The sequence below is a fragment of the Streptomyces sp. NPDC092296 genome, from assembly GCF_044755465.1.
Lineage (GTDB): Bacteria > Actinomycetota > Actinomycetes > Streptomycetales > Streptomycetaceae > Peterkaempfera.
Genome location: NZ_JBIVRB010000008.1, coordinates 123,841 through 146,721, shown reverse-complemented (window position 1 = coordinate 146,721; position 22,881 = coordinate 123,841). Strand labels below are relative to the sequence as shown.

Here is a 22,881-nt window from a genome sequence, read left to right as displayed (position 1 = left end):
CAACCCCGCCCCTTCGAAGCGCCCAGGAAAGCAGGAACCGGTGAGCGATACGGCCGTGGACAGGACGTACCAGGTAGTGGTCAACGACGAGGAGCAGTACTCGATCTGGGAAGCGCACCGCGAGCCGCCGGCCGGCTGGCGCGCGGCCGGATTCACCGGCGGCCGGGAGCAGTGCCTGGAGCACATCGCCTCGGTCTGGACGGACCTGCGCCCGCTCAGCGTCCGTGGCGAGCAGCGCCCCGCGTCGATCGAGTCGAGGTAGCCGATGAACCCCCTGCTGCCGAACCGCCCGCTGCCGAACCGCCCGCTGCCGGACCCCCTGCTGCCGGACCTCTTCCTGGACCAAGCCCGGGAGCACCCCACGGCGCCCGCGATCCTCTCCGGTACCGACGAGGTCAGCTACGCGGAACTGGAACGCTCGGCCCGCCGCATCGCCGGAGCCCTCGCCGCGCTCGGCGTCGAGCGCGAGTCGGTCGTCGCCGTCCTGATGGCCCCCGGCCCGCAACTGGTCGAAGCGCTGCTCGGCATCTGGCTGGCCGGCGGCTGCTACCTGCCGCTCGACCCCTTCGCCCCGCCCGGCCGGCTGCGGCAGATCGTCGAAGCGGCCGGCGCGCACCACACCATCGTGGACGAGGCGTGGGCCGCGAGCGGAGCGGAGCTGGCCCCCTGGACGACCCCCCACCCGGTCGCCCGGCTCCGCGAGGCCGGGGACCCCGACACCCCGCCGCGCGCCACCGGTGAGCGTCAAGCCGCCTACATGATCTTCACGTCCGGCTCCACCGGCGTGCCCAAGGGCGTCGTGGTCGAGCACGCGGGCATCGCCAACCGGGTGCGGTGGGGCGTGCGGGCCCTCGGCCTCAACGCGGACGAACGGGTCCTGCAGAAGACCCCGCTCACCTTCGACGCGGCCGGCTGGGAGATCTTCGGCCCGCTGATCTGCGGTGGACCGGTGACCTTCGGCCGCCCCGACGCGGGACGCGACCCCGCCGAACTCGTCGCCTCGATCCGCGAGCAGCGGGCCACCGTGGTGCAGGTCGTCCCCACCATGCTGCGGCTGCTGGCCGCCGAACCGGAACTGGCCTCCTGCAAGACCCTGCGGGTGATCTGCTCCGCCGGCGAGCCGCTGCACGCGGAGCTCTGCCGGCGCGTCCTGGCCCAGGCCGACGTGGAGATCTGGAACACCTACGGCCCCACCGAGTGCTCCATCGACGCCCTGGCGCAGCGCTTCGACCCCGCCCAGCCCACCGGGGCCGTACCGATCGGACGGCCCATCGACAACGCACGCGTCCTGCTCCTCCCGGCGGACGGCGGGACCGACGAGGAGCCGGTCCACGAACTCTGCCTGTGCGGTCCCGGCGTCGCCCGGGGCTACCACGGGGACCCGGCGCGCACCGCCGAGCGCTTCCTGCCGGACAGCGCGGGCCCGCCCGGCGCCCGGATGTACCGCACCGGCGACCTCGTACGGCAGCGCGCCGACGGCACCCTCGACTTCATCGGGCGGGCCGACGCCCAGCTGAAGGTCAACGGCGTGCGCATCGAACCCGGCGAGATCGAGGCGGCCCTGGAGGCCCACCCCGAGGTGGTGGCGGCCGCCGTCCGCGCGGTCGACGGCCCCGACGGCACCCGGCGCCTGGCGGCCTGGGCCGTCACCTCGCGGCCCGGGGTGGCCGAGGGCCTGGCCGCCTACCTGCGCGACCGGCTGCCCCCCGCCCTGGTACCCGCCCTCGTCACCGAGATCGACACGCTGCCCCGCACCAGCAGCGGCAAGACCGACCGGGCACGACTGCCCGAGCCCGACTGGTCCACCGCGCCCCGGCCCGACTCCCCGGCGCCGCAGACCGCCGAGGAGCGCATCGTGCTGGCCGCCTGGCGGCAGCTGCTCGAAGCCGACGAGATCGGCCCCGACGACGACTTCTTCCGCCTGGGCGGCCACTCGCTGCTGCTGACCCGGCTCGCGGCCGAGCTCACCCGGGCGTCCGGGCTCGCGGTGGAGCTGCGCGACCTGCACTACGCGTCGACCGCGCGGCAGCAGGCGCAACTGCTCAGCAGGGCCTCGCGGGCCCAGCCCATCACCCCGCCGCCGGCCGGCGCCCGGCTGCCGCTCTCCCACGCGCAGGAGCGCTTCTGGGTACAGGACCGGATGGACCCCCGCAACCGCGAATACCTGCTCCCCATCCTCGTCTGGCTGCCCGCCGAGGTGCCCGCCGAGCTGATCGAGGACGCGGTGGCCCGGCTGGTGCGGCGCCACGACGCCCTGCGCACCCGGTATGTGATGGACGCCCAGGGCCTGACCGCCGTGGTCGAGCCCGCCGCCGGCGTCCCGGTCACGCTGCGCACGGTCGAGACGACGCCCGCGCAGGTCGCGGACATCGTCGCCGAACAGCTCGGCGAGGGCTTCGACCTGGCGTCCGCGCCGCTGTTCCGGGCCGCCCTGGTCCGCGACGGCGGGCCCGAGCAACTGCTGCTCCTGGTCTGCCACCACATCATCGGTGACGGCTGGTCCTCCCGGCTGCTCGAACAGGAGCTGCACGAGACGGTCGCGGCGCTGCGGGACGGCCGCGAGCCGGCCCTGCCCCAGCCGGCGCTGCGCTACGCCGACGCCGCCGCGTGGCTCAGGACGCAGCTGACCGACGACCTGCTGGCCGACCAGCTCGACTACTGGCGCGAGACGCTGGCCGACCTGCCCCCGCTGGAACTCCCGACGGTCCGCGAGCGCGCGACCCACCGCAGCATCGACGGCAGCGGCGTGGTCATCGAGCTGCCCGCCGAGCCCGTCGACGCGCTGCTCGCCCTCGGCCGCCGCACCGGCGCCACCCCGTACGTGGTCTTCCTGACCCTCTGGACGGTCGCGCTCGCGCGGGCCGCCGGCCAGTGGGACTTCGGCGTCGGCACCCCGCACGCCGGGCGCACCCGCCCGGAGCTGCACAGCCTGGTCGGACTCTTCCTCAACACCGTCGTGCTGCGCCCCCGGCTCACCCCCGACCTGCCCTTCGCCGAAGCGGTGGCCGTGGTCGAGCAGACCTGCCGGGAAGCCTTCGCCCGGCACGCCGCCCCCTTCGAAGCCGTCGCCGACGCCGTCGCCCCGTCCCGCGAGCACTCCCGCACCCCGCTGTTCCAGAACCTGTTCTCGCTCACCGGCGACGAGCTGATCGGGCAGGTCCCACGGGAACGCGATCTGGAACTGCTCGGCCGGGCCTGGAAGGTCTCCCGGACCGACCTGGCGCTCACCCTGTGGCCGTACCCCGACGGACGCTACGGAGGAGCCCTCGAATACTCCTCGGCGCTCTACGACGAGGCGGCGGCGGCCGGTCTGGCCGGGCGGCTGCGCGCCCTGGCCGAACGGTTCGCGGCCGACCCCGACCTGGAGATCGGCGCGGCCGGACTGGACGAACCCCAGGAGGCGCCGCAGCCGGCCACGGACCCGGACACGCCCCGGGAGACCATCCTCGGCTTCATCCGCGACCTGCTCCAGCAGGAGGACCTGGGCCCGGACGACGACTTCATGGCCCGAGGCGGCACCTCGCTGCTCGCCGCGCGCCTGCTGTGGCAGATCCAGACCGCCTTCGGGGTGGAGGTGTCCATGCGCGCCTTCTTCGACCGGCCGACGGCGAGCGACCTCGCCCGGGAGGTCCAGGAGCTCGGCCCGGCGCAGCCGGACGCCCCCGCCCGGCACGGTGACTCGACAGAGAGGGACATGTGATGGTGGCCGCACCGGCTCAGCGAACGCGGACGATCGAGCGGGCGGACCGGAACCGACCGCTGCCGCTCTCCTCCGGCCAGCAGCAGATGTGGCTGCTGCACCAGCTCGCCCCTACGAGCCGCGCCTACCTGATGAACTGGACGTTCCGGCTCTCGGGACACCTGGACGTCGAGGCGCTGCGCCGGGCCTGGGAGCGGGTCGTCCACCGCCATGAGATCCTCCGGACCCGCTACCAGCAGCTCGATGACGAACCCTGCCAGCTCATCGACCCGCCCGCGCCCTTCGCGCTGCGCGTCATCGACCTGGCCGAGGAGCCGGCCGGGCACCGCGAGGAGCGCGCCGAGCAGATCGCCGACTGGGAGCGGCGCCGCCCGTTCGACCTGACCCGGCACCAGCCGCTGCGGGTCACGGTGATCGCGGTCGAGCCGGAGCTGCACCTGATGGTCGTCACCATGCACCACATCGCGGGCGACGGCGAGTCCTACCGGATCATCACGGGGGAGCTGGCGGCGCTCTACGCGGCAGAGGTCTCCGGGGCGCCGTCGGGCCTGGCGGAGCCGGAGGTCCAGTACGCCGACTTCGCCGCGTGGGAGCGGGCCCGGACCACGGACGCCGCGCTCCGCCCGCACCTGGACTACTGGCGCGGCGCGCTCAGCGGCGCCCGCGATCTGCCGCTGCCGCTGGACCGGCCGCGTCCGGCCCGCCCCGACCGGCGCGGCGGCGCCGTCGAGCTGGCGATCCGGCCCGAGACGGCCGAGGGTGTCGTCGCCCTGGCGGCGGCCAACCGCGCGACCCCGTTCATGGTGATGCTGGCGGCCTACCATGTGATGCTCTCCCAGCTCACCGGCAGCGACGATGTGACGGTGGGGACGCCGGTCTCCACCCGGCTGCCCGACCTGGACGGGCTGCTCGGCTACGCGGTCAACACGGTCGCCGTACGGGCGCGGCCCACGGCGGGCCTGTGCTTCGCCGAGGTGGTCACCCAGGTCAGGGCGGCCGTCCTGGACGCCTTCGACCACCGGATCGTACCGTTCAAGCGGGTGGTGGACGAGGTCAACCCGGCCCGGGGGCTGGACGGGAACCCGCTGTTCCAGGCGGCGTTCGACATGGAGGGCGCCGACGCGGACGGCGGCTTCAGCCTCGCCGGCCTGCCGGCCGAGCGGGTCGGGGTGGCCGTCGCGCCCGACGCCAAGTTCGACCTGACGCTGCATGTCACCGCGTCCACCGACCGGCTCTTCGCGCGGCTCGAATACGCCGCCGCCGTGATCGACGAGCAGACCGCGCGGGCCTGGGCCACGGACTGGGCAGCGCTGCTCGACACCCTGGTCGGCCGCCCGCACGAGCCGATCCCCGCCGCCCGCGCGCGGCCCGCCGCCGAGCCGGTTGCCGTGAGCGCCCCCCGCGACCAGGCACCGGCCACCGCCGGGTCCTTAGCCGCGCTGACCGACACCATGCACCGCATCTGGGCCGAGGTGCTGGAGCTGGACAAGGTCGGCCCGCAGGACAACTTCTTCGACATCGGCGGCGACTCGCTGCGGGCCGTGGCGCTGGCCGGCCGGCTGCGGGCGGCGGGCCTGGAGGTGTCGGCCACCGACATCTTCGCCTACCAGAGCATCGAGGAGCTGTCCGAGTGGTGCGCGCAGCAGGCGCCCGACGCCGAGGGCGGTGCGAGCCGGCCCGCCGCGGTGGCGCCGTTCGCGCTGCTCGCCCCGGAGGACCGCCGCGCCCTGCCGCCGGACGTGGTGGACGCCTACCCGCTGACCGCGACCCAGCTCGGCATGCTCATCGAGCTGCGGGCCCGGCCCGACGTCAACACCTACCAGGACACCACGTCGTACCTGATCCGCGACGACGAGCCGCTGGACCCGGCCGCGCTCCAGCGGGCGACCCAGCTGGTCGTGGACCGGCACGAGGTCCTGCGGACCAGCTTCGAGCTGAACCGCTACTCCGTGCCGCTCCAGCTGGTGCACCGCGCTGCCCGGATCGACGTCGGGGTGACCGACCACGGCGTGCTCGGCCCGGACGGCTGGCGGCTGGCGCTGGAGGAGTACGCGGCCCGGGAACGCCGGTCGCCGATGGACATCACCGGCGCACCGCTGATCCGGGTGCACGGCCACCGCGCCGAGGTCGCGGGGGAGTGGTGGATCACCATCACGGAGTGCCACCCGATCCTGGAGGGCTGGAGCTTCCACACGATGCTGATGGAGATCCTCACCGGCTACCGGGAGATCCGCGCGGGCCGCACCCCCGCCGAGCCCGAGCCGGTGCCCTTCCGCTACGCGGACTACGTCGCGGCGGAGGCGGCGGCGCGCGGCTCCCAGGAGGACCGGGACTTCTGGCGCGGTGTGGTCGAGGGCCGGACCGACACCGCGCTGCCCTCGGCCTGGCAGGGGGACCGGGCGCTGGCCCGCGAGCGGTACCAGCACGGCCTGGACTTCCGGGACCTGGAGGAGGACCTGCGCAGGCTGGCGACCGAGACGGGCACCTCGATGAAGGCGGTGCTGCTGGCCGCGCATATGAAGGTCATGAGCATGGTCGTCGCCACCGAGGACTTCTACACCGGGCTGGTGTGCGACGCGCGGCCCGAGGTCGTCGGCGCGGACCAGGTCCTCGGCATGTACCTCAACACGCTGCCGTTCGCCATGCCCGCCGAAGCGCGCACCTGGGGCGAGCTGGTCCGGGCGGTCTACGACGGCCTGACCGCGCTCTGGCCGCACCGCGTCTTCCCGATGCAGGTCATCCAGCAGGAGTTCGGCCCCGGCGGCCGGCTGCTGGACGTGTTCTTCAACTACCTCGACTTCCGCCAGGTCGACAAGAGCCTGATGGACTGGGACGCCACCTACAACGACAACGACAACGAGTTCGCGCTGCACGTCTTCACCATCTCGGGAGTCCTCAAGCTCAACACGACCAGCCACCGCCTGAGCCGCGAGGCCGCCGACCGGCTCATCGCCCTCTACCGCACCGTGCTGGAGCGGATGTCCCTCGGCCCGGACGGGAACGCCCAGGCCGCCTGCCTCCCCGCACCGGAACGGGAGATCCTCGGCGCCCTGGACGGCGGCGGAACGGAGCCGACGCGTCAGCCGCTCCCCGTCACCGAGGCCTTCGCTCGGGCGTCGCGCGAGCACCCCGGCGACCTCGCGGTGCGCTGCGGCGCCCAGGTGCTCACCTATCGGCAGCTCGACGCCCGCGCGGACGACATCGCCCGTGGCCTGCGCGCACGCGGCATCGGACCGGGCGACCTGGTCGCGGTCGGGTCCGAGCGCTCCCCCGGCACCGTCGCCGCCCTGCTCGCCGTCTGGCGGGTCGGCGCCGCCTTCACCCCGGCGGCGGACGGCCCCGACAGCCCCGACGCGGGAAACCTCCCCGTGGTCGGCCGACCCGCGGCGCTGCCCGCCGACACGGCCTGCGTCCTGCCCCCCGGCTCGGGCACACCCCTGTCCCACCGCGCGCTGGCCCGCGCGGTGGAACGGCTCCACAGCGAACTCCACGCGCGCGGCGCCGACTCGGACCGGGGATCAGCCTGGCTGTGCGCCGGCGCGCCGACGAGCACGGCGGGACTGACCGAGCTGCTGGCGGCGCTGACCTCCGGAGGCACCGCCGTCCTCACCACCGGCCCGCTGCCCGAGGCGCTGCCCGAGATGAAGGCCCTGATCTCCGCAGGGCTGGTGACGCACCTTCAGACGACACCACTCGTCGCGGAGCGCGTGCTGGACTACTCTCCCCGGCCGATCACGGTGCTCCTCGACGGCGACGTCCCCGCCGGACCGGCCGTCGCGGCCGGGCTGCGCTCCCGGGCGACGGTGATCGAGACCCTGGGAGCCGACGGCCTGGTCGGAGCGGTGGCCTTCGACGGCGCGCCGCCGCGCGGCCTCAGCCTGCGGGTCGTCGACGCCCGGCAGCGCCGGCTGCCCGTCGGCGTGGTGGGGGAGGTCTGCGTCGGGGGTGCCTGGGACGGGGGCGCCTGGGACGGGGGCGCCTGGGACGGGGGCGCGAATGACGGCGGCGAACCGCCGTACCGTACCGGCCGGCTGGCCCGGGTCGGCCGGGACGGGCGGCTGGAGCCCATGGGCCCGGTCGGCCCCTACCGGACTCGGGAACTGCTCGGCCGCCACCCCTCGGTGCTGGACTGCCGGGTGGTCGAGCGACCGGACCCGGCCCACGCCAGGCAGCGGCTGGTCGGCTACGTCCGGATCGCGGCGGGCGAGGAGTTCGCCCCGGACGAGATCCGCCGGGCGCTCGCCGAGCGCAGACTGCCGCGCCCGCTCATCCCGGACGTCCTGGTCCCGGTGGACGACTGGCCGCTGACGGAGTCCGGTACGGTCGACCTGGACCGCCTCCCCGAGCCGCCCGAGAGCGCCGAGCCGGCCGACGGGCCGGAGGCCAGGCCCTGGGACGACCAGTTCGACGCCCTGCTGCGGGACGCGCTGGCCGAGGCGTCCTACGACGGCGACCTCGAACCGGATGTGCCGCTGGCCGACGCCGGCCTCAGCTCGATGGCCACCGTGGGCCTCATCGTGGCCATCGAACAGCTCTACGACATCGTCATCCCCGATGACTTCCAGGTCATCGACATGTTCCGGACCCCCCGGATGCTCTGGGAGCAGATCTGCGAGTTCCGCGAGGCGGAGCACTGACCGGGCGGACGCGAGAGCCGGGGCCGGTGTCGACACCACGTCGACACCGGCCCCGGCTCTGTCGGCCGAACGCCGCCGCGCGTCCCGCTACGGCAGCGGACCGGTGACGATCTCGACGGCCGTGGCGGCCGCCAGGGCGTTGGCCGCCGCCTCCGCCCGGTCGGCGCCGACCGCCACCACCTCACCGAAGCGCGACCACGAGTTCGTCACCGGCTCCACCGAGTGGCCCGGCTCGGCGAACAGCCAGATGTCCACCACCCCGGGGAGGGTCCGGGCGGCGTCCAGGCCCCGGACCTCCCGCACGATGCCCGGGGCCGCGTCCAGGAAGCGGACCGCCGCGCCCCGGACCGGGGCCTTCGCCATGGTGGGCGGCCGCCCTTCGAGCACATCGAGGAAGCCGCGTATCAGGTCGCTGTCGTAGGCGAGGGCGATCAGGAACGGGATGTAGTCCCCGGGGAGCCGGGCCGCACATTCGAGGAGATGGGGCTCGCCGTCCCGCAGAATCCACTCGGCGTGCAGGATGCCGCTGCGGAAGCCCGTCGCGGCGACGAGCCGCCGCATGGCCTGCTCCATCGCCGCGTCCTGGACCGGGGCCGGCACGATGTGGCCGCGCTCGACCGGGTGCCGGCCGGGGAAGAGCTGCGTCTCCGTCGTGTTGAGGAAGGCGATGCCGCCCTCGTACACCAGGGCCTCGATGCTGAACTCCGGCCCGTGCAGCCACTCCTCGACCACATAGCCGGGGCGGCCCGCCTGCGCGGTGCGCAAGTGCACCTCGTCGGCGGCCTCCGTGCGCTTCCACGCCTCGTCGATGTCGTCCTGGGGGCCCAGGAGCTGGATGCCGGCGCTGCCCTCCAGGTGCGTCGGCTTCAGGACGCACTCACCGCCGTGCCCGTCGCGGAAGCGGGCGACGTCCTGCGGGCCGTCGACCCGTTGCCAGTCCGGCTGCTCGACGCCCTGCCGCCGGACGGTCTCCCGCAGCAGCGACTTGTCGCGGAAGGCGCGGACGGCCCGGGGGCCGCCGTTCGGCAGCCCCCAGGCCGCGGCCAGCTCAGCGGCCTGAACCACCGTGTACTCCAGGCCGGGCAGCACCGCGCGGACCGTGGCCGGCCGCTCGATGTGCTCCGCGAGGCGCGCGGCGTTCGCCGTGTCCTGGACCGGGGCCTCCACCAGCCCCGCCGCGCAGCCGAACCCGGTGAGCTGCTGCGCCACGTCCCGCGCCGCGCAGAGCGCGGGCTCCTCCAGCACCAGGACCGAGCCGGCGGGCAGCACCCGGTCCAGCTGGTTCAGCAGGCCGATGCTGAATCCCAACACCACATGGGTGACCTCGGGGAACTCCATGTCCGTGTTCACGCCTCCTCGGCGGGGGTGATTGCTGCGTCGATCCGGCTCATCGCCTCGTCCAGGGCGCTGTCGCAGGCGGCGGCGTCACCTCCGGTGGCGATGACCGCTGCCAGCCTCGGCACCACACCGCGCGGCGGGAGCAGCAGCTGCTGCCCGGCCTCCGCCAGGGCCACCACTCGCTCCACGCCCGGCACCTCGCGCGCGCCGGACACATCCAGCCGCCGCACCGTGCCGTCCCGCTCGGGGTAGAGGAACCGCACCTCGGCGCAGCGTTCCCGGGTCGGCCGCAGCGCGGGCAGCACGCCGAGCGAGGCGTCGACGGCGGCCGTGGTCAGGTCGATGCCGGTGGCCAGCCGGCCGAGCAGCGGAATGTAGTCGCCCCCGAGCCGCCCGTTGAGCTCCACCAGGCGCGGCCCGTGCCGGGTGAGCCGCAGCTCGGCATGGGTCACCCCGGCCGTCACCCCGAGCGCCGCGTGGACGCGCGTGACGGTGTCGATCAGCTCGTCGGCCCACGCCTCCTGCCGCCACGGGGAGACCAGATGCCCGATCTCCTCGAAGAAGGGCGGATAGCCGAGCCGCTTCCTCGCCAGATTGACGCAGTGCACCTCGCCCGCGACGACCACGCTGTCCAGACTGATCTCCGGCCCGTCCAGGTACTCCTCGATCAGCAGGCCGTCGAGGGGATCGAGGCCCGTGAAGGCGGCCTCCCGCGCATGCCGGTGGACCTCGGCGAGTTCGCTGGGCGTACCGGCCAGCACCACGCCGCTGCTGCCCGCCAGGGCACGGGGCTTGACCACCACCGGATACCCGATCCGGGCCGCCGCCTCGCGGGCCTCGTCGAGGCCGTGCGCGACCGCGTAGCGCGCGGACGGCAGCCCGGCCTGCTCCAGCAGGCGCCGGGTGCGCAGCTTGTCGCGGCAGTTGCGGACCGCCTCCGGGGTCAGGTGCGGCAGCCCCAGCCGCGCGGCCGTCTCGGCGGTCCGCTCCAGCAGCACTTCGCTCCAGGTGAGCAGGCCGGCCGGGCCGCTGTCCCCGTCCAGGACCTCGGCCACGGCCCGGGTGAGCGCGTCGACGTCCTGGGTGTCGGTGACCCGGTGCTCGACCAGGTACGGCAGCTCCCAGCCGGCGGGCGTGTCGTTGACCGTCGACACCCGGCAGTGCGCCGCCGCGTCCGCGAGCGCGTACTCCCGGTACGCGCGCCCACCGGTACCGACGATGACCACCCGGGGCGGCCGGGTCGCGTCGACCGGCTCGCAGCGGAAGTCGAAGCGGGAGACCGTGCGGGTGATCGCCCGCTCCACGTCGGCGGCGGTGCGGCCGCGGAACCGGAAGCGCGCCCCCGAGTGCTCATAGCCGGGGAGGTCCGCCAGATAGCGGCCCGGGGCCGGCAGGCGCTCCGCGTACGGGCCGTCCTTCAGGGCCGTCTGCGGCGTCGCCGCGCGGACGCGGCACGGGCGCGCGGCGGGCGTGGGGACCAGCAGCCAGCCGCCGCACTCGCCCCCGCCGTCGGCCGGGTCCGCCGGGAGGGAGTACGCGGGCAGCGGCCGGCCCAGCTGCACATCGACGGCGGCGGCCATCAGGTCGACGCCGTGCACCTCGCGCCAGAGGAACGGGACCTCGGCGCCGCCCGGCCGGGCGCCCACCTCCAGGACGTGGAACGCCGGGTCGGGGTCGTCGTAGGAGGCGAAGAGTTCCAGGTGGAACACCCAGGGGTCGGACGACATCGCGAGCACGGCCCGCCGGGCGAACACCCCGACGGCCTTGAGCAGCACCGGGTCGTCGATCTCGACCGAGCCGAGCGCATCGCCCCGGGTGAAGTCCAGGCAGGTGTTGACGTACCGCGACGCGCGCCAGACCCGCAGCTCGCCGTCGGCGGCGACCCCGTCGATGTGCAGGATCTCGTGCGGCAGGTACGACTGCACCAGGACCGGGACGCCCGGGGGGAAGACGTACGCGTCCAGCTGCGCGGTCCCGTCGAGCCGGCAGACATGCGTGCTCGCCGTGCCGCGCACCGGCTTGAGGATCACCGGCCAGCCGTGGCGCCGTGCGAAGTCCGCGACCGCCCGGTGGTCCGGGGCCGGCTCGGCGGCGGGCACCGGGACGCCCCGTTCGGCCAGCCGCCGCGCCATGGCCAGCTTGTCGCGGAAGGGGTGCAGCCGGGCCGGCGTGTCGCCGGGTATCCCGAGCGCCTCGCGCAGCTCCGCGGCGACGTCCAGGTCCACCTCGTGCAGGGCGATGATCCGGGTGGGCGTCCCGTGCCGCGCGATGAGCCGGTCGACGGCGGTCCGTACAGCGGTACGGTCCTCGGTGCTCGGCACGGTCGAGACGGCGGCGGCCGAGGCGGGGAGCGCCGCCCTGCCCTGCGGCGTGGTCACATAGCTGACCCGGTGGGCGGAGTGGTCGAGGTAGGAGGCGTAGTCGGCGTAGGAGTCGGTCCAACGGTGGAGGACGATCACATGGGCAGGCACAGGCGACTCCATGGGCCGTCGGGCCCGGATCGGAAGGTGGTGGGCTGGTTCAGGGGGCGGCGTCCGACAGTCGGGCGACGGTCCCTTCGAGCAGGTCCCGGGTGAGCGTGTCCGCGATGCCCATGGTGCGCAGCCGCAGTTCCAGCGTCTCGCCGCCCTCGTCCGTGGCCCGCAGGTAGCAGGGGTGCCCGATCCGGGAGAAGGGCACCTCCCAGAGCAGTCCGGACTCCGGGGCGGCGTCGGGCGGCGGCGCGGCGTCCGCGAGGAAGTTGAACGCGCAGGTCGCCTCGTAGGGTTCGCGGCCGTCGCGGACCCGGTCGCGTACGGCGTCGACCTCGTCCACGTCGTACATCCCGTGCCGGTAGGCCAGCAGGCTCTGGGCGTGCACATGGCCGAGGAACGGCGGGAACTCCTCCGGAGCGGCGGTGACCGCCGCCGCCGTCCACTGGTTCATCGAGCTGATCACGTTCTTCCACGGCGGGGTGAAGCGGTTGGAGGACATCAGCTGGGCGACCAGGGTGCCCGGCCCGGCGGCCCGCGCCACCGTCCAGGCGAACGCGGCCAGCACCACGCTGGAGAGCGGAACGGAGAGCCGATCCGCGAGTCTCCGGGCCTGCCCGTACGCCCGCCGGGACCGGACGGTGCACTGGAACGCCTCGTCGGGCGAGGCCCTGCGGAGCGGGGCGGCGGCCAGGCCGAAGATCCGCTCCCAGTACGCGATCAGCGCGGCCCGGCGCGCCCGTCCGCCGTCCGAGCGCTGCCAGGCGGCCAGCTCCCGCGCGGTCGGCGGGGCCGGGGCGTCGACCGGGGCCCCCGAGCGCAGGGCGGTGTGGAAATCCGACTTCAGGACGCCGTTGCTCCAGCCGTCCGCCGTGATGTGGTGCTTGACCATCACCACCGAGCGGGGACGACCGCCCTGGGTCAGGATGCGGCACCGCCAGCTCGGCGCGGTGCGCAGGTCGAAGGGCCCGGCCGCGAGCTCGGTGAGGACGGCGTCGAACTCCTCGGGCCGGCACTCGACCACGCCGGAGTCCACCTCGCCGACGGACGGCAGCACCCGCTGCGTCGGCGCGAACGGGTCCGTCAGCCCGTACACGGTCCGCAGCGACTCATGCCGTCCGGCCAGCGAGAGGATGGCGTCCTCGACCTCCCGGACGCCATGCTCCTCGTCCGGGGACAGCCGCCAGATCGTCCGGGTGTTCGCCTCGTGCCAGCGATCTCTGCCCAGCCCCCGGACATCGCGCCAGACGGAGAGCTGACCGTAGGACAACTGGGCGGGCTCAGGCACGGACGACTCCGTTCGTTCACAGACGCTCGACTCGCCACGAGTGATGCCGCGTCAGCCTAGGACGGCCGCTCCGATCGGAACAGGCAAGTAGGCGGCAGCTTCCGACCGGCCGACAGCAGGCAGCAAAGTTGCCTGCGCGCTACCTGGAGGCGCACCACCGGGTGCGCCCTAACGTGGGGACGACCCCCATGCTCGATCGGGCCGACGAGAAGAGGTGGCTCCGTGGCCGAAGAAGCGCCAGACCTGCGGTTGTTCGCGACGATTCCGCCGCCCGCGCATCCCGGCGACTACCTGGAGACGGTCCGGCGGGCCGCGCGGCACGCGGAGGCGGCGGGCTTCGGAGGCGCCCTCGTCTACTCCGACAACAACACCGTCGATCCCTGGGTCGTCGCGCAGGAGGTGCTCGCGGTCACGGAGGACTTCGCACCGCTGGTCGCGCTGCAACCCGTGTACGCGCATCCCTACGCCATCGCGAAGAAGATCGCGACCTATGGGTCCCTGTACGGGCGCCGCATCGCCCTCAACCTGGTGGCGGGAGGCGCCGTCGGCGACCTCGCGGCCCTCGGCGACCACACCGCCCACGACGAACGGTACCTACGGCTGACCGAATACGCCCAGCTGATCGGGCGACTGCTGGCCGACTCCGGCCCGGTGACCTTCGAGGGCGCCTACTACCGGCTGCGTACGCCGCCCCTGGTCCCCGCACTCCCCGCGCACCTGCGGCCCGAACTGTACATCTCCGGCTCCTCCAAGGCCGGACAGCAGGCGGCCGAGACCCTCGGCGCCATCCCCGTGCGCTACCCGGAGCCGTCGGCCGCCCCCGGGGAGGGAACACGCGACGACCTGCGGGGCGGCGGCGTACGCCTCGGCATCATCGCCCGCGACACCGACCGGGAGGCGTGGGCCGTGGCACAGGAGCGCTTCCCGGCCAGCCGAGCGGGCCGGCTCGCCCAGCGGGCGGCCCGCAGCGTCTCGGACTCGCACTGGGTCGAGCGCCTGTCCGCCGCCGACGAGTTCCCCGGCGGCCCGGACAGCCCGTACTGGATGGGGCCCTTCCTCAACTACGCGACGTACTGCCCTTACCTGGTCGGCAGCCATGAGAAGGTCGAAGGGGAGATCATGCGGTACCTCGACGGCGGATGCCGGACGTTCATCATGGACACGGCGCGCGACGACCACGACTACGCCGCAGTGTCAGCGGTCTTCGCCGGCGCGCTGGCCCGTCTCGCCGGACCGGGCACCACATCGGCGGAGCGGTGAGCGCCGACGCCGTCGCCCTGGTGGACCAGACCCCCGACCCGACCGCGCTGCGCCGGGTCTTCGGGGCCTTCCCGACCGGCGTGACGGCCCTGGCGGCGCTGGTCGACGGCGAACCGGTCGGCATGACCGCCTCCTCCTTCATCCCGGTGTCACTGGACCCGCCGCTGGTCTCCGTCTGCGCCGCGCTCACCTCGAGGACGTGGCCCCGGCTGCGCCGCGCCGCCCGCCTCGGGGTCAGTGTGCTCAGCGGAGCCCAGGAGGGGGTCAGCCGGCAGTTGGCCACCCGCGGCGTCGAACGCTTCGCCGGGCTGGAGTGGCACCGGACCGGCGAGGACGCCGTGCTGCTCGGCGGCGCCAGCGCCTGGTTCGACTGCTCGATCGAGCGGGAGATCGGCGCCGGGGACCACACCATCGTCCTGCTGCGGGTGCACGTCATGGGCGTCGATCCGCAGGCCCCGCCGCTGGTCTTCCACGGCAGCCGGTACCGCACGCTCGCCGGGTAGGCACCCCGGTCGGACGGAGCGACGACGACGCCCACCCGGGCTGACGGCACCGATGCCCGACCACGCACACGGAGAGCCCTCGCGGCACACGAGAATCACCGGGGTCTGCCGCCGCCTCGACTCCTCGGACGAGTGGACCGGTACTTCGCCCGGCCCGACGAGACCTTGGAGACGGTGGCGCCGGCCGCCGCCGGGGTGACGCCGGACCAGGTACGCGTGGCGCGGGACATCGTCCCGGCCGGCAACACCTCCGCCGCGTCGATACCGCTCGCCTTGGAATCGCTGCGGGCCGAAGGCTGTCGGGGCGGCCGGCCCTGCTGATCGGCTTCGGCTCGGGGCCCGGCCGCCGCGCCCAGGTGGTGACGCTCCCCTGACCGCGACGCCGCGCGGCCGAAAGCGGCCGTCCCAGGCGGGCGAGCGGGGACCGAGCCATGAGATCCGCGACGGACGGCGAAGCGAGGCGGCAGCCGCCCACCTGACCTCGTGCCGAGCGTGCCGAGCGGACGCGGTCAGGCTGTGCGGCAGCAGTCGCCGCCGAGCGGCCCATCCCCGGCCCTGTGCCGTCGGCGGACAGCCGGCTCGACATACCGGGCACAACGCGCCGATGTGAGGTAACCGGTCATGGCCAACCGAGGGTTCCTCTCCAGCCCGGTCGGACGACGACCGGTGGACGTCGAGCTCTATCCCATCCCCGAGGGGATGCGGCTCACGGTGCCCATGGAGCGGGCGGCTGTCCTCACCGAGCCGGCAGTCGCGGAGCAGCGGTGCAGCCCCTCCTTCGACTTCCGGCTCCACCTGGACCATGGCATGGTCCACCTGGAGGTCCGCTCTCCCGCCGAAGACGCAACAAGGCTCGCGGCTCTCTTCGCCCCGGCTCCCTGAGCCCCGCCCCGACACGGAAGATCCGATCGCTGTGCTCGTCGCCCGCTCCGTCGCACTCTTCATCGCTGCCGCCTTCTTCGAAATCGGTGGTGCCTGGCTGGTCTGGCAAGGCACCCGCGAACACAGAGGAGTCGCCTGGATCGGCTTGGGCGTAGTCGCCCTCGGCATCTACGGCTTCGTCGCGACCCTGCAGCCCGATGCCGACTTCGGCCGGATCCTCGCCGCGTACGGGGGCGTGTTCGTCGCCGGCTCGCTGGCCTGGGGTGTGGTCGCGGACGGCTACCGCCCTGACCGCTGGGACATCAGCGGCGCCGCCATCTGCCTCATCGGCATGGCCGTGATCATGTATGCGCCCAGGGGGCGATAGCGCCGTCCGGCCGGGTCGGGCGGAGAGGCCGCGCGCATCCCCCTGTATGGACGTCAGATATGAGATGCGCAGATCGTCGATTGTGCCGAGAGCAACGGGGGCGGGCATGGTCGCTCTGTCATGCTCCGGAACTGCTGCCCGACCGGGGCGAGCGGCTGCTCCGAGAGGACTGCAAGCGCGACGTCCGCGAGCGTGACGCGCAGGTCCGAGGCCGGGACTCCTGGAAACTCGAACGCCTCCAGTACTTCGAGGAGCAGAACAGCCCGAGGCGACCGGGAAGAGGCACGGCCGCGTCCTCGCCGTGGTCACCGAGCGCGCCAACGCGGAGCTGACCGCCTGACCGCCCGACCGCCCGACCGGGCCCCGCGATGTCCGCCGAGCGCGAGAGCTCGGCGGACATCGCGCGGCCGGCGCGCCGTCAGGCCAGGTCGTCGCAGCGGCCGAGCGCGTCCGGCTGGTGCTCCTCCACCCGCCGCAGCATCCGCCCGAGCGCCGCGGCCAGGTCGGCTCGGGCGGCCGGGTCGGCGTCCTGGAGCAGCGCCTCCTCGAAGACGGCCGCCATCCGCATCGACTCCAGCCACTTCTCCCGGCCGAGCTCGGTCAGCTCGATGTTGACCCGGACCCGGTTGCTCTCGTCCCGGCTGCGGGTGACCAGCCCCGCCGCCTTCATGCGGTCCACCCGGTGTGTCATCGCCGCCGGGGTCAGCCCGATCCGCTTGGCCAGCTCGCCCGGCCCGAGCCGATAGGGGCTGCCGGCCACGATCAGTGCCTTCATGACCTCCCAGTCGGCGGGGCTGACGCCGAGGTCGGTCAGATGCCGGGAGTACGCCACGGACATCCGCCGGGCCAGCCGCGTCAGGGTCGAGACGATCGTCTCCACCTGCGGGTCCACATTCGGGAACTCGCGCTGGTACACGGCCACTTGCTCGCTGATGGCGAGTTCTTCGGGAGGCTCCTGGGGATCTCTCATACCGGACAGTCTCTCACGCTGAAGTCTTCGACAATCAAAAGTTGCATCCAGAAGACTTTAGGAGTTAAATCTTTCCGGTTGAAGTCAGCCGGGGCTCAGGACGGGCCCACACAGGTGGGAAAGGCGGTACCGGGGTGTTCCGGGGGATGAGAGGCCGGACGTCGGCGGCGGCGCTGCGTCGGGTGCAGGTCGGGAACGCGCTGAGCTCGTTCGGCGCGGGGTTCACGATCCCCTATATGTTCGTGTATGTCGCCCAGGTGCGCGGGCTGGGCTCGATGACCGCATGGCTGGTCTTCACGGTGTACGCCCTGGCCGCCCTGGTCGTCCTGCCGTTCACCGGCCCCGGCCTGGACCGGTACGGACCGCGCCCGGTGCTGACGGCCGGTGCGCTGCTGGCCGCCGTCGGCGCGCTGGTCTTCGGCCATGCCGCCACCGGCGGGACGGTCGTGGCCGGCGCCTTCCTCTTCGGGGCGGGTACGACCGTCGTCCAGCCTGCCCTGGCCACCATGGTCGTCCGCTGCACCGGACCGGCCCGGCGGGCGCACGCCTTTGCCGTGCAGTTCACCGTGGCCAACCTCGGCCTGGGCGTGGGCGCGCTGATCGGCGGCCAGATCGTGGACGTCTCCCGCCCGAGCAGCCTGACCTTGCTGTTCACGATCGAGGCGCTGATGTTCCTCGCGCTCGCCGCCGTCACCGGGACCGTCCGGGACCCGGCCCTGTCGGCCGGTACCGCCTTTGCCGGCACCGCCTCGGCGGACGCCGGAGCGGCCGAGCGCGGCCGCTCCGACCTGCGGACCCTGCTGCGGGACCGGGCCATGGTCCGGCTGTGCGCGCTCGCCGCGCTGATCTTCTTCGCCTGCTACGGGCAGTTCGAGTCCGGCGTCTCCGCCTACGCCACCGGCACCGTCGGCATCTCCCCGTCCACGCTCGGCCTCGGCCTCGGCGCCAACACCCTCGCCATCGTGCTGCTACAGATGGTCGTCGTCCGCTTCACCGCCCGCCGCCGCCGGACCACCGCCATCGTGGCCACCGGAACGGTCTGGCTGGCCGCCTGGGCCGCCGCCGCGCTGGCCGGGCTGCTGCACGGCTCCACGGCGATCGCCGTGGGCGGGATGATGACGACGTACGTGCTGTTCGGCGTCGGCGAGGCGCTGCTCGCCCCCACACTCGGGCCCATGGTCGCCGATCTCGCCCCGGCCCACCTGCTCGGCAGCTACAACGCCGCGTTCGCACTGGTGAAGCAGACCGCCATCGCCCTGGGCCCCGCCGCCGGCGTGCTGCTGGTGGGCGCCGGCCTCTCCCCGCTCTATCTGCTGGCGATGGGCGCGACCACGGTCCTGCTCGTGGTGCTGGCACTCCGGCTGCGCCCGGCGCTCAGCCCGCTCCAGGACAACGCACCCGGCGCCGTCCGCCCGAGCCTCGGCGTGGCCGGGACGGTACGGCCGCAGCCCGCCGCCGAACTGCACGCGGCCTGAGGACGCGCCGCCGGGCCCCCGGCGGCGTACCCGGTGGCCGCGCGGGCGCCCGGCCGGACCGGTCGGCGTCAGCCGAGGGCGCGGTCCAGGTTGAACGCGGCGCTGATCAGCGCCAGGTGGGTGAAGGCCTGCGGGAAGTTGCCGAGCTGTTCGCCGGTGGGCCCGATCTGCTCGGCGTACAGACCGACGTGGTTGGCGTAGGTGAGCATCTTCTCGAAGGCGAGCCTGGCCTCCTCCAGGCGCCCGGCTCGGGCGAGTGCCTCGACGTACCAGAAGGAGCAGATCGAGAAGGTGCCCTCGGTGCCCCGCAGCCCGTCCGGGCTGGCCTCCGGGTCGTAGCGGTAGACCAGGGAGTCGGACACCAGGTCCGTGGCGAGCGCGTCCAGGGTCGTGAGCCACTTGGGGTCGGTGGGCGAGACGAACTTGGCCAGCGGCATCATCAGCAGGGAGGCGTCCAGGACGGTGCCGTCCAGGTACTGGACGAAGGAGCCCCGTTCGGCGGACCAGCCTCGCCGCATGATCTGCCGGTAGACGGCGTCCCGGTTCTCCCGCCAGTGGAGGAGGTCGGCGGGCAGGCCGCGCCGGTTGGCCATCCGGATGGCCCGCTCGATGGCCACCCAGCACATCACCCGTGAGTAGAGGAAGTCCCGCCGCCCGCCGCGGGTCTCCCAGATGCCCTCGTCGGGCTGGTCCCAGTGCTCGCAGAGCCAGTCCACCAGGGCGGCCACCGCGTCCCACCGCTCGCTGCTGATGGGCTGCCCCCACTTGTCGTAGAGGTAGACCGAGTCGATGAGTGCCCCGTAGACGTCCAGCTGGAGCTGGGTCGCGGCGCTGTTTCCCACCCGCACCGGCGCGGAACCCAGGTAGCCCCGCAGCTGGGGGAGCCGGCGCTCGGGCAGGTCGCGGCGCCCGTCGATGCCGTACATGATCTGTAGCGGCCCGGTGGCGTCGTCGCCCCGCATCAGGCAGCGCTGGAACAGGAAGCCCATGAACGCCTCGGCCTCGGAGGTGAACCCCAGCCTGAGCAGCGCGTAGATGCAGAAGGCGGCGTCGCGGACCCATACGTATCGGTAGTCCCAGTTGCGTTCGCCGCCGATCTGCTCGGGCAGGCTGGTGGTCGGCGCCGCCACGACCGCCCCGGTCGGCGCGTACGTGAGCAGCTTCAGCGACAGCGCGGAGCGGTGCACCATCTCCCGCCACCGCCCGTGGTAGCGCGAGCCGGCCAGCCAGTGCCGCCAGAACCCGACCGTGGCCTCGAACTGCTCCTCCGCCTCGGCCCGGGGGCAGGCCCGGGGCGTGACCTCACCGTCGAGGTGGTCGAGGGCGAACACCGCGGACTCGCCTTCGAGGAGCTTGAAGCGCGACCACACGTCCGGGCCGTCGCGCTCGACTGTCACGGTGGCGGTCAGCGCCAGCGACAGCGACCGGGACCGGAAGAGCGCCTGGTTGTGCCGCAGGTCCACGGTGTGCGGTGCGGCACCGTAGTCGAAGCGGGGTGCCACGCGCGCCCGGAACGGGAGCGACCCCCGTACGCAGATCACCCGCCGGATCAGCCGGTGCCGGCCGGCCTCCCGCGACTCGTCCGTGACCGGCATGAAGTCCTGGATCTCTCCCACCCCGTCGGCGGCGAAGAAGCGGGTGATCAGGACATTGGTGTCCGGGAAGTAGAACTGCCGGGTCCGGGCCGGCACGTCGGTGGCCAAGGCGAACGATCCGCCCCGTTCGGTGTCCAGGATCGAGGCGAACACGCTGGGCGCGTCGAAGCGGGGGCAGCAGTACCAGTCGATGGTGCCATTGGTGCCCACCAGCGCCACCGTGCGGAGATCGCCGATCAGGCCGTGCTCCGCGATCGGCAGGTGGCGCACGGAGTCCACCCGCCCGAATCCGGCGTTCTCGAACTCCATGCCGGCCTCCCTGCCATCGCGGGGCCGTCATCGGACAACTCCGACATACCAGGGTAGAACCTACTGCCGCCCGGCGCGTCCGCCGACCGCCGCCGGCCCGGACCTCCCGGGGGCGAACCCCGTTTCGTGATCCGGACCGCCCGGCTCACTCCGGCACTGACACTTGGGTGCACGGGCTGCCCCGGCAGCCGGAGTCGATGTCAGCGCACGCCCACCCGGCATTCGCGGCGGCGGGGCGCGCAAGGAGGAAGCTGGTATGGGGACGGATGTCGTAGTCGTGGGCGCCGGTGTGATCGGGGCCTCGATCGCGCTGGAACTCGCGCGGGCCGGACGCAGCGTGGCCGTGGTGGACAAGGCGGGCGGTGTCGGGCTCGGCTCGACCAGTGCGTCGAGTGCCATCGTCCGGTTCAACTACTCCACCCACGCGGGCATCGCCGCGTCGTGGGAGGCGGCGGCCCTGTGGCGCGCCTGGCAGGACCACCTGGGCTGCGAGGTGGGCGAGCCGGCCCGCTTCGAGCGCAGCGGCATGGTCATGCTTGACACCGACGTGGCGCCCCGGTCGAGGTACCTCCGGCTGTTCGACCAGGTCGGCGTGGTGTACGAGGAGTGGGACAGCGCCACGCTCGCCGCGCGCGTCCCGGGGATCGACACGGGCCGGTACTGGCCGCCCAAGCGCCTTGCGGACCAGGCGTTCTGGGCGGACGCGACCAGCACCCTGGGCGGGGTCTTCACCCCGGACGCGGGCTTCGTCAGCGACCCGCAGCTCGCCGCGCAGAACCTCGCGAACGCGGCGCGCCACCACGGCGCCGAGTTCCGGCTGCGCCGTGCCGTCGTCGCCGTCGAGTCGTCCGGCGGCCGGGTGACGGCTGTGGTGCTGGACGACGGCACGCGGCTCTCCTGCGCCACGGTGGTCAACGCCGCCGGTCCCTGGTCCGGTCGGATCAATGAACTGGCCGGGGTGGGAGGCGACTTCAGCATCAGCACCCGGCCGATGCGGCAGGAGGTCGCGTATGTGCCCGCACCTCCCGGATTCCATCCGGACGGGACGGTCGGCATCAGCATCGCCGACCTGGACCTCGGCACCTACATCCGCGGCGAGACGGGCGGCGGCCTGCTGGTCGGCGGCACCGAGCCCGAGTGCGACCCGATGCAGTGGATCGACGACCCGGACGCGGCGAATCCCAGCCCCACCCCGCCGGTCTTCGAGGCGCAGGTCACCCGGGCGGCCCGGCGGCTGAGCGACCTCGTCGTGCCCAACCGGGCGCGCGGCGTCGCCGGTGTGTACGACGTCGCCGACGACTGGACACCGATCTACGACCGCACGGACCTGGACGGCTTCTACGTCGCGATGGGCACCAGCGGCAACCAGTTCAAGAACGCCCCGCTCGTCGGCCTGCTGATGACCGCGCTCATCGAGCGGGTCGAGGCCGGGGCCGACCATGACGCCGACCCCGTCCGGTACGCGGCGAAGCACACCGGCTCCACGATCGACCTGGGTGCGTTCTCCCGCCGCCGTCCGGTCAACAGCGGTAGCTCCGGCACGGTGATGGGCTGACCACGCGTCGCCCCCGGACACCGGGTCGGGGCCCGGGCCCCCCGGCCCGGCCCCCCCCCCCGCCCGCGGGGGGTGGGCACCCCGCCCCCCCCCGCCCCCCCCGCCGGAACACCCGGGTGCGCCCCCCCCGGGGGTGGGGCCCCCCCCGGGCCCCCCCCGCCCCGGGGGGGGGCCCGGCCCCCCCGGCCCGGGCCCCGCCCCGCGTCCGGCGGCTGATCGACTCCCGTCCGCCGCCGGACCCGCCGGCCCGCCCGCCAGGGCGCCCGAGGTGCGGACTTCCCGGCCATGGTGAAACCCTGGGAGAGGGCCCGGCCCGGGACGGCCCCCTTCCGGGTCTCGACGCCGGGGCGTGGAAGGCCCGCACCGAGAGGCCCGCTCCCTACCCCAGGGCCGTGCCGGACACCTTCGACGGCTGCCCGTCAGCCGGACGGACGGAAGCCCGGCTCACCCGTTCGGCCCAATCGGCCACTTCCCGCACCCAGGACCGCAACCGTTCGCGCTTGGCTTGCCGAATCGAGGTACCCGTGGATA

At 73.9% G+C, this 22,881-nt stretch carries 14 protein-coding genes and 1 pseudogene; 10 read left to right on the top strand and 5 right to left on the bottom strand.

Features of this window, described 5'->3' with window-relative positions; genetic code table 11:
* Positions 1-40 precede the first annotated feature (40 nt).
* Genes ACIQGZ_RS19605 through ACIQGZ_RS19595 form a run of 3 tightly spaced genes read left to right on the top strand, consistent with a single transcriptional unit; the run spans position 41 to position 8,337 of the window.
* Positions 41-262: an MbtH family protein gene (locus ACIQGZ_RS19605; RefSeq protein WP_402603293.1), complete on the top strand. Its 222-nt coding sequence runs from the start codon at positions 41-43 to the stop codon at positions 260-262.
* 3 nt (positions 263-265) lie between these two features.
* Positions 266-3,700, top strand: coding sequence for an amino acid adenylation domain-containing protein (locus ACIQGZ_RS19600; protein ID WP_402603292.1), 3,435 nt, complete (start codon positions 266-268; stop codon positions 3,698-3,700).
* Positions 3,700-8,337, top strand: coding sequence for a condensation domain-containing protein (locus ACIQGZ_RS19595; protein WP_402603291.1), 4,638 nt, complete (start codon positions 3,700-3,702; stop codon positions 8,335-8,337). Before ACIQGZ_RS19600 ends, ACIQGZ_RS19595 begins: the two co-directional genes overlap by 1 nt.
* Before the next feature lie 87 nt (positions 8,338-8,424).
* On the opposite strand, the gene ACIQGZ_RS19590 is transcribed toward ACIQGZ_RS19595, so the two are convergent.
* Genes ACIQGZ_RS19590 through ACIQGZ_RS19580 form a run of 3 tightly spaced genes read right to left on the bottom strand, consistent with a single transcriptional unit; the run spans position 8,425 to position 13,434 of the window.
* Positions 8,425-9,687: an ATP-grasp domain-containing protein gene (locus tag ACIQGZ_RS19590; protein ID WP_402603290.1), complete on the bottom strand. Its 1,263-nt coding sequence runs from the start codon at positions 9,685-9,687 to the stop codon at positions 8,425-8,427.
* Entirely contained in the window at positions 9,684-12,146 is a 2,463-nt protein-coding gene (locus ACIQGZ_RS19585) for an ATP-grasp domain-containing protein (protein ID WP_402603289.1), read from the bottom strand. The genes ACIQGZ_RS19590 and ACIQGZ_RS19585 overlap by 4 nt, the downstream gene beginning before the upstream one ends.
* A 49-nt stretch (positions 12,147-12,195) precedes the next feature.
* Positions 12,196-13,434, bottom strand: a complete 1,239-nt coding sequence (locus ACIQGZ_RS19580; RefSeq protein WP_402603288.1) for a condensation domain-containing protein — start codon at positions 13,432-13,434, stop codon at positions 12,196-12,198.
* A 222-nt stretch (positions 13,435-13,656) separates the two neighbouring features.
* Here ACIQGZ_RS19580 and ACIQGZ_RS19575 point away from each other — a divergent pair, with 222 nt between their 5' ends.
* From ACIQGZ_RS19575 to ACIQGZ_RS19555, 5 genes and pseudogenes are all read left to right on the top strand, one after another.
* On the top strand, positions 13,657-14,694 hold the full coding sequence (locus ACIQGZ_RS19575) for an LLM class flavin-dependent oxidoreductase (RefSeq protein ID WP_402603287.1): 1,038 nt from the start codon (positions 13,657-13,659) through the stop codon (positions 14,692-14,694).
* Positions 14,691-15,197: a flavin reductase family protein gene (locus ACIQGZ_RS19570; protein WP_402603285.1), complete on the top strand. Its 507-nt coding sequence runs from the start codon at positions 14,691-14,693 to the stop codon at positions 15,195-15,197. The genes ACIQGZ_RS19575 and ACIQGZ_RS19570 overlap by 4 nt, the downstream gene beginning before the upstream one ends.
* Positions 15,198-15,398: 201 nt before the next feature.
* Positions 15,399-15,571 (top strand): annotated as a pseudogene (locus ACIQGZ_RS19565) (3-oxoacyl-[acyl-carrier-protein] synthase III C-terminal domain-containing protein); the annotation flags it as partial.
* 247 nt (positions 15,572-15,818) lie between these two features.
* A complete protein-coding gene (locus ACIQGZ_RS19560; protein WP_402603284.1) occupies positions 15,819-16,079 on the top strand; it encodes a hypothetical protein in 261 nt (86 codons plus the stop codon).
* Between the two features lie 31 nt (positions 16,080-16,110).
* Positions 16,111-16,446, top strand: coding sequence for a YnfA family protein (locus ACIQGZ_RS19555; RefSeq protein WP_402603283.1), 336 nt, complete (start codon positions 16,111-16,113; stop codon positions 16,444-16,446).
* Positions 16,447-16,864: 418 nt separating this feature from the next.
* On the opposite strand, the gene ACIQGZ_RS19550 is transcribed toward ACIQGZ_RS19555, so the two are convergent.
* Positions 16,865-17,416 (bottom strand): MarR family winged helix-turn-helix transcriptional regulator, encoded by a 552-nt coding sequence (locus ACIQGZ_RS19550; RefSeq protein ID WP_402603282.1) that lies wholly within the window; start codon positions 17,414-17,416, stop codon positions 16,865-16,867.
* Positions 17,417-17,562: 146 nt separating this feature from the next.
* Between ACIQGZ_RS19550 and ACIQGZ_RS19545 the strand changes: the two genes are divergently transcribed.
* Complete coding sequence (locus ACIQGZ_RS19545) at positions 17,563-18,891, top strand: MFS transporter (RefSeq protein ID WP_402603280.1); 1,329 nt, start codon at positions 17,563-17,565, stop codon at positions 18,889-18,891.
* Between the two features lie 68 nt (positions 18,892-18,959).
* Here the strand turns inward: ACIQGZ_RS19545 and ACIQGZ_RS19540 are convergent, their stop codons facing one another.
* Positions 18,960-20,795: a glycoside hydrolase family 15 protein gene (locus ACIQGZ_RS19540; protein WP_402603279.1), complete on the bottom strand. Its 1,836-nt coding sequence runs from the start codon at positions 20,793-20,795 to the stop codon at positions 18,960-18,962.
* Between the two features lie 256 nt (positions 20,796-21,051).
* Here ACIQGZ_RS19540 and ACIQGZ_RS19535 point away from each other — a divergent pair, with 256 nt between their 5' ends.
* Positions 21,052-22,350, top strand: coding sequence for an NAD(P)/FAD-dependent oxidoreductase (locus ACIQGZ_RS19535; protein WP_402603277.1), 1,299 nt, complete (start codon positions 21,052-21,054; stop codon positions 22,348-22,350).
* Positions 22,351-22,881: the final 531 nt, after the last annotated feature.